This is a genomic window from Anaerovibrio lipolyticus DSM 3074, from assembly GCF_900141865.1.
In the GTDB taxonomy this organism is placed as follows: domain Bacteria; phylum Bacillota; class Negativicutes; order Selenomonadales; family Selenomonadaceae; genus Anaerovibrio; species Anaerovibrio lipolyticus.
In genome coordinates, this window is sequence record NZ_FQYW01000024.1 from 1 (window position 1) to 14,673 (window position 14,673).

The window sequence follows — 14,673 nt, forward strand, 5'->3', positions numbered from 1 at the left end:
CGGAGGGCATGACCCTGATGAATAGCTAAGCTGGCACCCTGGTTATGGATAGGCAGAACGAAGGAAGTGAGGACTCCCCTTGTTGGGATGATCCTGTTGGACATGAGAGGTGAGCTGCCATATAGGGATGGGTATTACATCGAGGCCATTTAAAATAGTTTAGTGATGACGTTTTATTTGGTATACCCATTAACACTATATATCTGCCCTGTATGAGGTGAAGATCACTCCATAACCTTAGCTTCATTCATTATGAGGACTCAAAGAAGTATTGATTTTACTGAAGAAAACACTTGACTATATGGAGAGGTGATTATTATAAATAAAGCTTCTGTAAATCAAAAATACATAACTGGAAAATTTATGATAGCTTTTATTGCTTTCATGAATATGTTTGTCCCACTGTCAACCGATTTATATTTGCCTGCTTTGCCGGAAATGGGAGGATATTTTAATGCCCCTCAGGCACTGGTGAGTGTTACCCTCACTGCCTTTTTTATATTTTATGCCATTTCAATGATAATGTTTGGGCCTATAAGTGATAAATATGGACGGCGTCCCGTTTTATTATTTGGAACCTCCGTATTTACCATTACTTCGGCTATTTGTGCATTGGCACCTAATATATATATCCTGATAGGGGGACGAATTTTTGAAGCAATCGGTGCAGGGGCGATTATAACCATATCAACTGCACTGATAAAGGATCTGTTCCATGGTGAGGTCATGAAAAAGATACTGGCTGTTACTCAGTCTTTGGGGGTAATAGCACCAATGGCGGCTCCTGTCATTGGTGGGTTGCTGCTGACCTTCACTGCATGGCATGGAGCTTTTGTTTTGTTGACTATCTTAGGTATAATTAATTTTTTGTTGGCATATCTTTTTACAGAAACATTGGTGCCCCAAGAACGCTACCATGGAACTATGATAAAGTCTATGTCTTTGCTTCTGGCTGTTGCCCACCAGAAAAAATTTATACTGCTTCTTTTGGTATTCGCCTGCTTTTCGACTCCGTTTATGGCCTACATAAATCTATCTTCTTTCATATACATTGAAAATTATGGCTTGTCACCACAAACCTACAGTCATTTCTACGCTATAAATGCGGGTGTTTCCATGTTGGGTCCCTTATTATATCTGCAATTAAGCATCCGTTTATCCAAGCTTAGGTTAACTCACATTTGTTATTTATTTGCTATTTTTAGTGGTTTAGCCTTGTTTACTATGGGGCAAAATGGAGCTGTTATATTTCTGCTGTGTTACCTCCCCTTTACTTTGGGAAATTCAATAACCAAAGCTCACTGCATGAACTGGTTATTAAGCATCACAGAGGATAATGCTGGTACAGCCTCATCGGTTATCAAGTTTGTTCAGACTATATTTGGTAGTGCCGGTATGATGGCGGCTTCTCTGCCATGGCCAAATTATATTCATGGTTTGACTGTTATTATGTTGACTGCGATAGCCTTTTCCTTCTTTCTGTGGCAGTTCGCAAAAAGAATCGTCTGTAATGCTGGAATAAACTAATCTGACTCTAAAAATTAGAGAATAATGACCAAATATAAAGAAGGAAATAAGGTTATGGGACAGAGCTTATACTTTCGCATTTTCAAAATAATACATAAATTTAATTTATTAAAAAAGGAATCTGATATTTTTTGTAGAAATAAAAAAACAAGATATTTTTGATAACCTTGTGGTATAGATTAGTATCTGGAGGAGGCGGTTACTGGTAAATACAAAGCAGTATCATAATTGTTTCCGTTTTTTATCAATTTTATGTAACAGGAGGAATTTGTTTATGAGAAAATTTAACTTGCACAAATTGTTCTTAGCTTTCGTTATGGTTTTAGGCCTGACCTTCATGTGTTCATCCACTGCAGATGCCAAGGAGTTGGCACTGGTTAATAATACCGGTTATACTATCGTGGTATTAAATTGCTCACCTACCATCAGCAATCAGTGGTATGAAGATGTACTTGGTAATTCCGTTTGGGAAAACGGCACCACTGTTACTATAGATTTTGATCGTTGGGCATTGTGTGAGACTTGGGATTTCAAGGTTCATTACACCAATGGTGACACCGAGGATTGGCGTAACGTTAATGTAAATGATGTAAATACCATTATTTTGCAGCCTAATGGTGTAAATACCTATCTTTAATTAAAAGGTATAAAAAAATTACGATAAATGAAACAGCCTCTCATTTTCGGGAGGCTGTTTTTGATAATAAATATTAGCTCGTTATATTTTAGATAAACTAAGGATGGATTATGAATTTGCAGGAAGAAGCATATATAAACTATTTAAAGCATTGTTATGATGTACCTAATGAATTACCAAAATTACCACTTGATGATGAGCCTTATGTGGCTATGTGGCAAAAGGCAGATGAAAAATATGTACTCGATTTTTTAAAGGAGGCCTTTGGACTCCCGGTTTTCAATTATCAATGGGAAAATAAGGAAGATTTACGTATTTCCTTTGCTGAAACCCTGGGTGGACGGCTTCCAGTTATTACCACCAAGAGCCACAGGGATTTTCTTTATATGGATGCATTATTAAATGGTCGGGAAAATATCAGGGAGCTTCCTGCAACAGTAAATGCTTTTACAATGCAGACAAAAGCTACGAATATTTATAGACATCGTATTATCCTATTGAATTTTGCCCCTTATAGCAATATTTTACCTGAAAAAATGGGGATTCCGTTAGAGGAGTGGCTTGTGCTGTCCCAAAAGCTTCGTCTTGCCCATGAAAGCGCTCACTATGAGACGCTACGCCTTTTTGGTGGTATGAAAAATCATCCTCTGGATGAAATTGTTGCCGATGGCTTTGGTCAGATAGCAGCATTTGGCAATTTTTATGCTGAAAGACAACGCCTGTTCTTCGGTCTGGAAAAAGGAAAGGATACTTGTAACGGCAGGCTGTCATTTTATGTTGCAAGTATTCCGGAGGAAGAACGGGGAAAAATATATAATGCAGTGAATATCGTACTTGATAATGTGGAAACAGAAATTCAAACTAGGTTATCCCGTCAGGAGAATAAAATAAAAATATTAACAGCATTGGCTGGTAAAAGTATCTTTGACAGATTGGGGAACAATGACTTAAGATAAAGAAGGAATTAAGGTCATACACATAGAATTGATAGAAAAGCAGAAAATAATATAGGGGGTGCCTAGATATGGATATAGATTTTAGCATTGTGTTAATTTTATTTAAACCTAGTGTAGTAGCAAAGGCTGTTGAGCGAAAGCTCAAGGAGTGTGGCTACAATGTAGTAACAGTTGTAGGTGAATTTGACAAAATTAAGGAAATGGCAGAATCCGCATTGTTGTTCGTTACCTATCTGCCAGGGGATATTGCCGATGATCAGGAGGAAATGGAGATACTGGACAACATTCAGGAACAGCTATGGTATACCAGTACAAATATGCTGCTGATTGGTGAGAAGAAGGACCGTCAGCGTCTGATGCAGCATAATCATCGCCTGGAACATTTTGCCTGGCTGGACCGTCCGCTCAAGATGGATGAGCTGGAGCAGGTTGTTTTAAATACTATTTACACCGGGGGAAAGAAAAAAATTCTCATTGTGGATGACAATCCATCCTTCTCCAAGATGGTTACAGAATGGATAAAGGATGATTATCAGGTATATAGTGTCACAACTGGAATGGATGCCATCACCTTTTTGCTTAAAACTCCGGTGGATTTGATTTTACTTGACTATGAGATGCCGGTGGTGGATGGACCACAGGTTTTCCAGATGCTGCGTCAGGAGCAGTCCACTAAACGTATCCCTGTTGTATTTCTGACAGGTGTGGGTACCAGAGAAGGGGTTGAACGGGTTATGGCCCTTAAGCCAGACGGTTATATTTTAAAGTCCACTACCAGAAGCAGCTTGCTGGAGAGTATACGGGACGTTATTACAAAGTAATGGAGAGGGGCAATCTCTATGTTTTATCTGGCTTTAATTGGACTACTGGCTATACTCATTCTTTTGCTTGTAAATTATGATATTTTATTTCAGTATGGCAAAACTCAAAATCTTCCTGCAATAAAAATGTATAGGAGATTTCTGTTTGCTGTTTTGGCATACTATATTTCCGATACACTATGGGGCGTTTTTAGTGAGCTGAATTTATTTAACCTGCTCTTTGCCAATGTGGTTATATACTATATTGTCATGGCTGCGGGCATACTCACTTGGACGCGGTATGTGGTTACATATTTAGGGGAGGAACACAAATTTGGAAAGTTCCTTCTCTGGGCGGGACGCATTTTCTTTGTAGTTATTACACTGGCATCTCTTGCCAGCATATCTACTCCTGTGCTGTTTTGGTTTGATGATGCCGGTGAATACCATGCATGTCCTGCCCGATACGCACAGCTTATATTCCAGATTGTACTGTTCCTATTGACCACAGCCTATACCTTTAGTGCTATGCTAAGGTTGGAAGGTACCATAAAGAAGCGTCATCGTACCATTTGCTTCTTTGGCCTTGTTATAGCAGTGGCCCTTATTTTACAACTGGAATTTCTTTTCCTTCCTATGTACACCATTGGTTATATACTGGGCACCTGTCTGCTGCATACCTTTGTTATTAGTGAACGCATGGAGGAATACCGTCGGGCCAGTCTGGAATCCCTGCGCCGTGAAAAAGAGGCTGCCGAACAGGCATCCCAGGCCAAGAGCGAATTCCTTTCCAATATGTCCCATGAAATCCGTACACCAATTAATGCGGTATTGGGCATGAACGAGCTGATACTTCGTGAATGCGAAGATGAGAATATCCTTTCTTATGCGGAAAATGTACGTAGCTCTGGTAATACCCTCCTTGGGCTGATAAACGATATTTTGGATTTCTCGAAAATTGAGGCTGGTAAAATCGATATTATTCCTGTGGATTATGATCTATCATCCACCCTTAATGATATGGTAATAATGATTCACAACCGGGCTGACGACAAAGGATTGGCATTTAATGTTAATTTTGACTCAAATATACCAAAGCAGCTTTTTGGCGATGAGGTACGTATAAAGCAGGTTATCACAAATATTCTGACGAATGCGGTAAAATATACAGAAACAGGCAGTGTGACATTTTCTGTTGGATTTGATCGTTGTGAAGATGACCCTGATTGTATCATTCTTCATGTGAAGGTGAAGGATACGGGTATCGGTATAAAGCCGGAGGATATGGAAAAGCTATTCTCCAAATTTGAGCGCATAGAGGAAAAGCGCAATCGAAATATCGAGGGAACCGGCCTTGGCATGACCATTACCAAAAATCTGCTGGACATGATGGGAAGCTACTTGCAGGTAGAAAGCACCTATGGTGTTGGAAGCACCTTCTTCTTCGATTTGCGGCAGAAGGTTGGCAAGTGGGAGCCATTGGGAGACTATAGGACATCCGTTAATGTGCTTTTAAAGGAGCACAAGAAATATAAGGAGAAGTTCACGGCACCAGATGCTAATGTATTAGTGGTGGATGATAATTCGATGAATCTGACAGTATTCAAGAGTCTTCTGAAGCGTACCAAGATAAAAATTGATACAGCAGACAGTGGTGACGAGGCACTCCAGATGACCAAGAGCAAAATGTATGACATGATTTTCCTGGATCACATGATGCCTGGTAAGGATGGTATCGAAACCCTACATGAGATTAAAGAGCAAGCTGAGGGACTGAATGACTGCACCGTGTCTGTATGTCTTACAGCCAATGCCGTATCCGGTGCAAGAGAGCAGTACATCGCTGCTGGCTTTGATAATTATCTTACCAAGCCAATTCATCCTAGCAAGCTGGAGGATATGCTGATGGCTTATCTCCCAGGGGATAAACTAATAATTTCGGGGGAAGATGATGTTGATACCGATGATGAGGATGAGCAGGACAATTTCCCTGCCGAATTGGCACCGCTTAAGGATCAGGACTGGATTGATTTGGCTGTCGGAATAAAAAACAGCGGCAGTTCAGAATATTATATGCCATTGCTGAAGATTTTCTACGAGTCCATAGAGGAAGATACAGGTATTGTTGATGGGTTCTATACTGATGGTAATATCAATGATTACACCATCAAAGTACACGCAATGAAGAGCTCGGCCCGACTTATTGGAGCAGAGGCCATTGCTGAGGAGGCCCAGCTGCTGGAAAACGCCGGCAAGGCTGGGGATTTGGATTATATCAACCAGCATCATAAAGACTTTATAGCGACCTACAGGAGCTTTAAGGAGCCATTATCCTTAGTTTTCACAGAAAATGATGCGGAGGATAATGCTGCAAATGATGTGGCAGAGGATGCCAACGATAATACGGAGGATGATATGCCTGAGGCAGATGCAGAGCTGATGGACACTGTATATGAAGAGGTCAAGGCATCCGCCGAAGCCAATGATGCAGAAAGCATAGAGGCTGTATTTGCAGAAATAGAAGGCTATCGTATTCCAGATTCAGATGCTGAGCTTTGCCAAAAGATAAGGTCTGCGGCAGAGAATTCAGATTTTGAAGCCATCTTAACCCTGTTATCCAATAGATAATTGAACACAATACAAAATACCAGCCACCAAGGTTTACAGCCTCGATGACTGGTATTTTTTTACTGAAAATATTTATGAATCAAAAAATCTTGCTTATTGCCTAAATACTTCCTTGTGGGAATTAATAACCTCCGCCATAATCATTTTGCCCATTATATCAGGATGAAGCCCGTCATTGGCAAAGGCCGGATCCATAAAGGTGTGAGTGGAATCATAGAAATATGGTTCCAGATCAATATAATATGGCTTGGTCTTAATGTAGGCATTGATTTTCACCATTTTGGAATACCAGTTAGGATCCGTAGGTGTTCTGAATGCCAGCATTATGTTAGCCGGATTAATTGGCGGCAGTGTAAGCATAATAGGCCTGATATCGTTGGATACACACTTTTGGTAAATTCCCTCCAGGTCTGCAATTACCATTTCAGCTGTGATATAGGAATCCCTAAGACAATTTGAGCCCGTAAGTATCATAAGATTAACTGGTTTAATTGGCAAAACATCATTGTCAAAGCGATCAAGGGACATTTTTGATGTATCGCCACTACGACCAATATTAATGGCAGGGAAATCAAGATATGTGGTATAGCTGTATTGCATACTGCAAGGAGAAAAGGATACAGCACCGCCGCCGTGAGTAATACTGTCGCCAAAGGCTGCAGCAAACGGACGGGTGAGGTGATTTTCAACCTCAAAGGTATCTGTATCGGAGAATACACCAATGGTTTCGCCCTTTAAATTTACAGCTCGTACACGCCAATAATATTTTCCGGCATATCTTCTAGGATATTCATCATAACAGCTGAAGGAATCGGTTACTGTCTTTGCCCAGGCACGATGAGGTGTGGCCACTGTGTTGTTTTCCTCCACAGGAGGCTGTGCCATAAGCTCAACCTCATATCTGTCAGCACCATACATTGGTATCCAGTGGAATACAGGATAAATTGGCTGCTTAAAGCCTGGCATTACATCAAAATTATTAAGGAGAGGCTTATTAGGTATTGGCTTGGATGAATCCACCATAATCTGCTCAGCTGTGGAGAATACGCCAATAGGCTCCTTTCGGAGATTTAGTGCCCTGACACGCCAGAAAAGGCGAGGCTGATTCAGATAAGGTCTGAGATCTATTTGAATACCATTGGTAAATACCTTCTGGGTTGACATCAGATGGTTGGTCGTGGATAAGGTAATAGTATTTTCCTCATCCGGTGGACCAGAAAGAAGCTCCAGCTCATAAAGAACTCCATCGGGAATGCTGTGCCATACAAGATATGGAATAGGGCTGGCCGGATTATCTGCAGTATATTTATATATTGGAATAGGTCTAATTGGATTATTGTAGTTTGGATTTGCTACAAAGATTTCATCAGAGGACAGCTTGCCAAAAATACCATAGGCTGTAATCTTATAGTAGGTAGGTATCGCAGTAGTAGGAACATCATAGTTATTTTCAAAGGTATATTCCTCTTTTAACCGATGATATTCAGGGCTGTTCGGCACCTTACCAGTGGTTTTTGAATAAACATCCACCTTATAAAAGCAGGGATATGGATAACGGGTCCAGTCCATGGTCATCTTGCCGTTTTCCTCAGTGAAGGTGGCCTCTATTTTAAAATTCTTTAAGTTAAATAAATCCGTTTTCTCTGTTAAAAACACACATAATGCTGTGAAGCATAGTGTTAATAAAAGAAAAGTGATAAAACCCACAATTATTTTACGCATTAAAAATTCACCCATAATTATAATAAACTCACAATGTAGATTATAACCTAATTATTCATATTTTTCCATAAGCGAAATCTTCGTTATAAAGTAACAGGAATCAACTCTTTTCAAATTGGCAGGAAACGAGTATAATATAGAGGCTAATTAAGTTGTTAAGAACAAATTTACTAATTGGAGAAATGATGTAATGGAAATTAATCAGGAATTTGTTGATGGCATAAAGAAAATTTTACCTGTAGAACAGTTTTATATAAATGAACCAATGAGCAAGCACACCACTTTTAATATTGGTGGTCCTGCTGATTATCTTATTTTTCCCGGTAGCATGGATCAGCTTCAGTCTGTTATTAAGCTGATGAATCAGTGCGATATTCCTTTTACCATTCTCGGCAATGGTTCCAATGTGTTGGTTTTGGATAAAGGCATCAGAGGTGCAGTAATTAAATTCCATGCACCAATGTCCTACAAGCGTTGTGAAGGGAATAAGATCATTGCTGGTGCTGGCGCATATCTTAAACATATTTCCCAGTATGCCGCTGAAAACAGCCTTACTGGTATGGAATTTGCCTGTGGTATTCCTGGTTCTCTGGGCGGTGCGGTATTCATGAATGCTGGTGCTTATGACGGGGAAATGAAGAATGTTGTTACGGAGGTAAAGACTGTAACAGCAACTGGCAAGATATTGACCTATGGTCCTGATGAGTTTAACTTCGGTTATCGTCACAGTGTTTTCCAGGCCAATGGCCAGGCTATTGCAGAGATTACCCTTGAGCTTCAGCCAGGGGATAAAGCCGAAATCCAGGCCAAGATGGACGATTATACTGCACGTCGTGAAAGCAAGCAGCCTCTTGAAATGCCAAGTGCCGGCAGTACCTTTAAGCGTCCCGAGGGCTACTACGCTGGAACCTTGATTGACAGCACTGGCTTGAAGGGCCTGCAGGTTGGCGGTGCCCAGATTTCCACTAAGCATGCTGGATTCGTGGTTAATTCCGGCCATGCCACAGCCCAGGATGTTCTTGACCTTATAAAGGAAGTACAGGATAGGGTATACAAGGAAAAGGGCGTAAAGCTCTATCCAGAGGTTCGTATTATTGGAGAGCAGTAATGGGTATTGAAATAGAGCGTAAATACCTCATAAATAAAGATAAATGGCAACCCAAGGATGAAGGCGTAAGTATTCGTCAAGGCTACCTCTGTACTGACAAGGAGCGCACTGTTCGTGTCCGTACCAAAGGAAAAAAAGCATATCTCACCATTAAAGGTGAAAATAAGGGGATTTCCCGTATGGAAATGGAATACGAGATCCCCTTTGAGGATGCTACCAAGCTCCTTGATAATCTATGTCATAAGCCACTTATAGAAAAAACACGTCATATAGAGGAGCATTTGGGCCACACATGGGAAATTGATGTTTTCTTCGGTGATAATGAGGGCCTTATAGTGGCGGAGGTGGAGCTAGCTTCTGTTGATGAGGAAGTGAAGTTGCCGGACTGGATTGACAGGGAAGTGTCGGATGATAAGCGGTACTATAATTCCAGTTTATGTTTAAAGCCTTATGTAACATGGTAAATCAGGACCAGTTAATACTGGTTCTTTTTTATTTACTTTTAAAAAATAATTTTAACTATTATGATTAATATGTTATTAATAATAAAAGAATTAGGACTTTTGATTTATGCACATAGTAAAATTGTGTGGTATAATTTAAACTGTTGTGTAAAAATAGGTTATTTATTACGTTGAGGTGATTAATTCTTTATATTATGAGTAGGAAATTAAGTTTTTTAGGTTTGGGACTTTCCCTTTTGATGCTGCCATATAATGAGGCTACAGCAGCTCCATTTGAAATGCCGGATGCTGGTGTTATTTCTTCAAATATAAATAAGGAGAGAAATTGGAAGCCTAAATCTGATACTGATGATGTAGAGGTTAATATTGACCTTGGCCAGCAGAAGCTGGGTGATAATAAAATTAAGGTCAAGGTAAAGGAATTGCGGTTGGAGGGCAATACCATTTTTTCCAGCAGTGAGCTGATGGAGCAGGTGGGACACCTTATTACTCCACAAATGACCTTTAATGATATGCTGCAAGTAAGTCAGGCCATCACTGATTATTATCGTAAGCATGGCTATATGACTACCATTGCGTACCTGCCAACTCAAAATATTACAGAGGGAATAGTCACAATAGAGGTTATGGAAGGCGCTTATGATGATATTTCCTTTGATAACTCCTCTGAACTGTTAACAAGCAGAGCAGAGGGATTAACCCATAGAGCCAAGAAGGACAGAGTTATCAATAAGCATGAGCTGGATCGGATGCTGTTCATTTTAAATGATATACCTGGCGTAAAGGCTCACGCATTTCTGTCACCGGGAAAATCCAATGGTGAGGCATATACTGTTTTCAAACTTACCACCACGGAAAAGCAGGGTGGCTTTATTTATGTGGATAATTTTGGCAACCACTACACAGGCAGAAATCGTATTGGTGCTTTGTACCATTGGAATAATCTGAGTCACGTGGGGGATCAGCTCCAGCTTGGTTATATGCGCAGTACCCAATATGATGATTTGCAGAATTATTCCATAAAATATGAGTTGCCTGTTTTTAATTATGGTACCTTTGCCTCTCTGGAATATTACAGAACAGACTATGAGCTGGGTGAGAAATATCGTCCGTTGCATGCTTATGGTAAATCAGATACTTTTAGACTGGCTACACGAACACCATTAAAGCGTACTTTGGATAATAATTTATATTTTAGATTCAATGTGGAATATACCAGACTGACAGACCGTATTGGCTTCTGGAATACCGATTCCCAAAGACATCTTTATGGCATACGCTTCGGCTTGGACGGAGATTATCGTACCAAATGGTTTGCCTCAAATTATAAGGTTATGCACACCATTGGACGTGCTGTAATGGATACTCCTTATGCTAAGGACGGAGATGTACTTGGTACAGAGGGTGGCTATCAGAAGACCACTTTTGATTTTTATCATATTCAAAAGTTAAATGATAAACTGACAGCCCATCTTACTCTGTCATGGCAGAAGTCGTGGAATAATCTGGATTCCTCCGAGAAGTTTTATATTGCCGGCTACAATGGTGTAAGGGCATTCCCACAGGGTGAAGCCAGCGGTGATGACGGTTTTCTGGGCTCCTTCGAGCTGCGTCAGACTTTAGGTAACTCAAATTTCAAGCTGGCGGCATTTTATGATGTGGGCTGGGTAAATATGGTCCATCATAATCCATTTGGCAATAGTGAATCCCGTTATCTTCAGGGTGCAGGCCTTGGACTTATTTATCAGCAGCCGGGTGACTGGTATGTACGAATTGATTATGCTATGCCTATCGGTGATCGTTATTCAAACAGCTACGGTCATGATATGGATGGTATATGGTGGTTCCAGGCTGTAAAGAAAATTTAAATACTTTTTCATTATCAATAATTAAATGGAGACGTAATTTTATAATGACAAATCGAAATTTATTAAGTAAAAAAATAATATTAGGGCTGGCTACAGCTACCTTGTGCTATGGACCTTTTGGAGTGGGGTATGCTGAGGTTGGTAATGATGCATTGCCAAACATCGATAAAGTTGCTTATGGTGATGTTACCATTTCTACTACAACAGCAACTGAAGAAAATCAAGCTGTTAAGTCTACAATGGATATTTTACAGACCACTGATAAGGCAATTATTGACTGGAATTCCTTTAATGTAGGCAGAGATGCCACGGTAAACTTTATCCAGACCCTTAATGGAAAGCCAAATGTGGCAGCCATGACCCTTAATCGGGTAAATGAGGCTGGTGGCATGTCTGAAATTGCCGGTCATATTAATTCCATTGGTTCTTTTATTTTGGTAAATCCTAATGGAACAATGTTTTATGAGGGTTCAGAGGTTAATGCGGCTGGTGTAGTTATATCTACTGCTGATATTGATGCTGAGCAATTCAAAAATGGTAAGCTGTATTTCAAGCAAGATGGTACAAAAAATGAGAATATTATTATAAATGGCAAAATTAATGCATCCACCAATGGCGAATATATGGATAAAATGTTATCTGATATCAAAAATAATGATGCATTAATGGCCAAGTTAAAGGAGAATTTAAAAAATTCGCCACTTAATTTGGATGGTATTCAGCTGGCTACAGGTTTTTCTGTTGCTAATAACACCATAAAGCTGGTGGCTGATGGGGATATTACTGTTGGTGAAAAGGGCTCCTTGCAGGCCGTAACCTCTACCACTATTTCCGGTGATAAAACTGTAGGTACAGAGGAATTCTCCGTGGAGGGAGATAGCAGTACCAGACTAGGTTCCATTACACTAAGAGCTGACCAGAACGCTGATGATGTTAATAAGGATGGTAAAGCTGCTAAGGTATATCTGAACTATGATTACAATAAAGATGCGCCTCAGATAGCTTCACATAGTGTTGGAATATATTATAATCCTGATATTGTTAGCAAGGAAGCAACGGTAGAAAGTCTAGGTATCACTGGTGCAAATGCAACTAACTATACTCAGAAGGATTATACCAATTACAGCAAAGAGGCCGAAGCCTATAAGAGCAAGGTAGCACAGATATTTACTGAATTTAGCCGTAGCGATGACAAGAAAGCTGTTACCCAAACTCGTGGTATCCAGAATCAGGGCTATCATATGCTGGTAAATAACCTTTATCAGATGGAAGCAATCCAGTATTCTGACAAAGCCAATATGGGCGGTTCCTACGCTCAGGGTACTAGCTTTCAAGCTGAAAATACCAAATATTGGAATGATGGCAAAGGCTTTAAGTCCATTGGCTCCACCGATAATGTATTCCATGGTGGTTTCACCGGTCATGGTGGCTCCAATACCTATTCTATTACCGATTTGACTATAAATCGCCCAGATGAGGATAATGTGGGCTTATTTGGTGTGGCTAAGAAGGCTTCCTTCTGGTCTATGAATTTAGTTGACTCCAATATTATTGGTAAAAATAATGTAGGCGGTATCGCCGGGCAGGCCACTGACTACTCTAAATTTAGCAGTATTTCCGTCCGAAAGAGTATACCAGCCAACAATGTTATTTCCGAAACTAATAACATTACTGGTAATGATAATGTTGGTGGTATTGTTGGAGAAATATTTAATGGTGGTACTATCCGTTTTTCCAGTAATAATGACCAGATTGGCGGTAACAATAAGGTAGGTGGCCTCGTTGGCAGCCTTTCTGGTGGAGCTGCTGGCGGAAGTGATGAAGGGTCCAGCAATAACATATATAAGAGCAATAATAGTGGTGTTATCAATTCAAATGGTAAATCTGCTGGTGGATTGGCTGGTTATATTAATTCTTCTTTAAATACCAAAGACAATCAATTTGCCACTGGTGATAATACTGCAAAAGATACTACCATGAAATCAGCTGCTGTAGCTATTATTGAATCCTATTCCAACGGATCAGTTCAGGGTAACGAAGATGTAGGCGGTATTGTAGGCACCTTGGAAAATGGAACAATACAGTATACCTATAACACCAATGAAAATGCTGCTTTAAGCAGTAGTTCCGTTGTCAGTGAAGCTTCCGTAGGTGCTGGTACTTCTATATATGGTAGGGTTAATGGTACTACTAATGTAGGTGGTATCGTTGGTAACATGACTGGTGGTGCTATCGACCAGTCTTATAATGCCGGTAATATTGAAGGTTCTACCAATGTTGGTGGCGTAGTGGGATCCATGTCTGGTGGCTCTATTACCAAGGCTTATAATGCTGATAATAACACTGTATTAAAAACAAGCACTAATTATGCAGAATATTATGGCTTTAAGGTGGGTAATGATTCCTATACCTATGACCATGCCAACCAGACCTGGTTGAAAAATGGTTCTGCAATAAGTCCTGCAGACTTGAAGAAAGTCGATGAAAGTAAGCGCGTATACAATAACCGCCTTGCTTATCGTGATGCTACTGTAACCGGTACTGAAAATGTAGGTGGTATTGTAGGTACCATGTCTAATGGTTCCATGGACCAGGTGTATAATGCCGGTCGGGTTAAGGCCAATGAAGACGCATCTAATGTTGGGGCCTTTGTAGGTAAGTATGAGGCTGGCAGCGTAAATGACAGCTTCTATGTAACCACTGAAAATGATGGTACAAAAGTTACTGCACAAGATCAGGTTGTGGGCAATAAAGAAGGATCCACTATGGAAGGAATTACAGCCAAGACCCTTTATGAGGCTCAAAGCCCTAATATTCTTAAGTGGACAAGTAAAAAGGATAATAGCGACAATTATAAAAATACAGGCAATGGCTGGACCATATACAACAATTCTTCCACTCCGTTGCTTAATCATTTCATGAAAATGGATTAACATCAACCGTCAGTACCAATATGATGGTAC

At 40.2% G+C, this 14,673-nt stretch carries 10 protein-coding genes; 9 read left to right on the forward strand and 1 reads right to left on the reverse strand.

Annotation, left to right across the window (positions count from 1 at the left end):
- The first annotated feature begins 363 nt into the window (after nt 1–363).
- The 5 genes from B6K08_RS11810 to B6K08_RS11830 all read left to right on the forward strand — a co-directional run bounded on the left by B6K08_RS11810 (nt 364) and on the right by B6K08_RS11830 (nt 6,548).
- Nucleotides 364–1,527 (forward strand): Bcr/CflA family efflux MFS transporter, encoded by a 1,164-nt coding sequence (locus B6K08_RS11810; protein WP_159446777.1) that lies wholly within the window; start codon nt 364–366, stop codon nt 1,525–1,527.
- 274 nt (nt 1,528–1,801) lie between these two features.
- Nucleotides 1,802–2,164 (forward strand): hypothetical protein, encoded by a 363-nt coding sequence (locus B6K08_RS11815; protein ID WP_080326214.1) that lies wholly within the window; start codon nt 1,802–1,804, stop codon nt 2,162–2,164.
- A gap of 110 nt (nt 2,165–2,274) precedes the next feature.
- Complete coding sequence (locus tag B6K08_RS11820; protein ID WP_080326215.1) at nt 2,275–3,120, forward strand: DUF7005 family protein; 846 nt, start codon at nt 2,275–2,277, stop codon at nt 3,118–3,120.
- 68 nt (nt 3,121–3,188) lie between these two features.
- The gene (locus B6K08_RS11825; protein ID WP_080326216.1) at nt 3,189–3,941 is read left to right on the forward strand and encodes a response regulator; all 753 of its coding nucleotides are present in this window, start codon (nt 3,189–3,191) and stop codon (nt 3,939–3,941) included.
- A gap of 126 nt (nt 3,942–4,067) precedes the next feature.
- Entirely contained in the window at nt 4,068–6,548 is a 2,481-nt protein-coding gene (locus B6K08_RS11830) for an ATP-binding protein (protein WP_080326228.1), read from the forward strand.
- Between the two features lie 93 nt (nt 6,549–6,641).
- On the opposite strand, the gene B6K08_RS11835 is transcribed toward B6K08_RS11830, so the two are convergent.
- Nucleotides 6,642–8,270, reverse strand: coding sequence for an SGNH/GDSL hydrolase family protein (locus B6K08_RS11835; RefSeq protein ID WP_080326217.1), 1,629 nt, complete (start codon nt 8,268–8,270; stop codon nt 6,642–6,644).
- 190 nt (nt 8,271–8,460) lie between these two features.
- Here B6K08_RS11835 and murB point away from each other — a divergent pair, with 190 nt between their 5' ends.
- The 4 genes from murB to B6K08_RS11855 all read left to right on the forward strand — a co-directional run bounded on the left by murB (nt 8,461) and on the right by B6K08_RS11855 (nt 14,643).
- Complete coding sequence (murB, locus tag B6K08_RS11840; protein WP_080326218.1) at nt 8,461–9,378, forward strand: UDP-N-acetylmuramate dehydrogenase; 918 nt, start codon at nt 8,461–8,463, stop codon at nt 9,376–9,378.
- On the forward strand, nt 9,378–9,842 hold the full coding sequence (locus tag B6K08_RS11845; protein WP_080326219.1) for a CYTH domain-containing protein: 465 nt from the start codon (nt 9,378–9,380) through the stop codon (nt 9,840–9,842). The genes murB and B6K08_RS11845 overlap by 1 nt, the downstream gene beginning before the upstream one ends.
- Before the next feature lie 194 nt (nt 9,843–10,036).
- Nucleotides 10,037–11,710, forward strand: a complete 1,674-nt coding sequence (locus B6K08_RS11850; protein WP_080326229.1) for a ShlB/FhaC/HecB family hemolysin secretion/activation protein — start codon at nt 10,037–10,039, stop codon at nt 11,708–11,710.
- 44 nt (nt 11,711–11,754) lie between these two features.
- Entirely contained in the window at nt 11,755–14,643 is a 2,889-nt protein-coding gene (locus B6K08_RS11855; protein WP_159446778.1) for a two-partner secretion domain-containing protein, read from the forward strand.
- The last annotated feature ends 30 nt before the right edge of the window (nt 14,644–14,673 follow it).

What these genes read in the sequence shown, in the direction of transcription:
- B6K08_RS11810 (WP_159446777.1), top strand. Translation starts at nt 364, where the DNA reads ATGATAGCTTTTATTGCTTTCATGAATATGTTTGTCCCACTGTCAACC.
- B6K08_RS11815 (WP_080326214.1), top strand. Translation starts at nt 1,802, where the DNA reads ATGAGAAAATTTAACTTGCACAAATTGTTCTTAGCTTTCGTTATGGTT.
- B6K08_RS11820 (WP_080326215.1), top strand. Translation starts at nt 2,275, where the DNA reads ATGAATTTGCAGGAAGAAGCATATATAAACTATTTAAAGCATTGTTAT.
- B6K08_RS11825 (WP_080326216.1), top strand. Translation starts at nt 3,189, where the DNA reads ATGGATATAGATTTTAGCATTGTGTTAATTTTATTTAAACCTAGTGTA.
- B6K08_RS11830 (WP_080326228.1), top strand. Translation starts at nt 4,068, where the DNA reads ATGTATAGGAGATTTCTGTTTGCTGTTTTGGCATACTATATTTCCGAT.
- B6K08_RS11835 (WP_080326217.1), bottom strand. Translation starts at nt 8,270, where the DNA reads ATGCGTAAAATAATTGTGGGTTTTATCACTTTTCTTTTATTAACACTA.
- murB (WP_080326218.1), top strand. Translation starts at nt 8,461, where the DNA reads ATGGAAATTAATCAGGAATTTGTTGATGGCATAAAGAAAATTTTACCT.
- B6K08_RS11845 (WP_080326219.1), top strand. Translation starts at nt 9,378, where the DNA reads ATGGGTATTGAAATAGAGCGTAAATACCTCATAAATAAAGATAAATGG.
- B6K08_RS11850 (WP_080326229.1), top strand. Translation starts at nt 10,037, where the DNA reads ATGAGTAGGAAATTAAGTTTTTTAGGTTTGGGACTTTCCCTTTTGATG.
- B6K08_RS11855 (WP_159446778.1), top strand. Translation starts at nt 11,755, where the DNA reads ATGACAAATCGAAATTTATTAAGTAAAAAAATAATATTAGGGCTGGCT.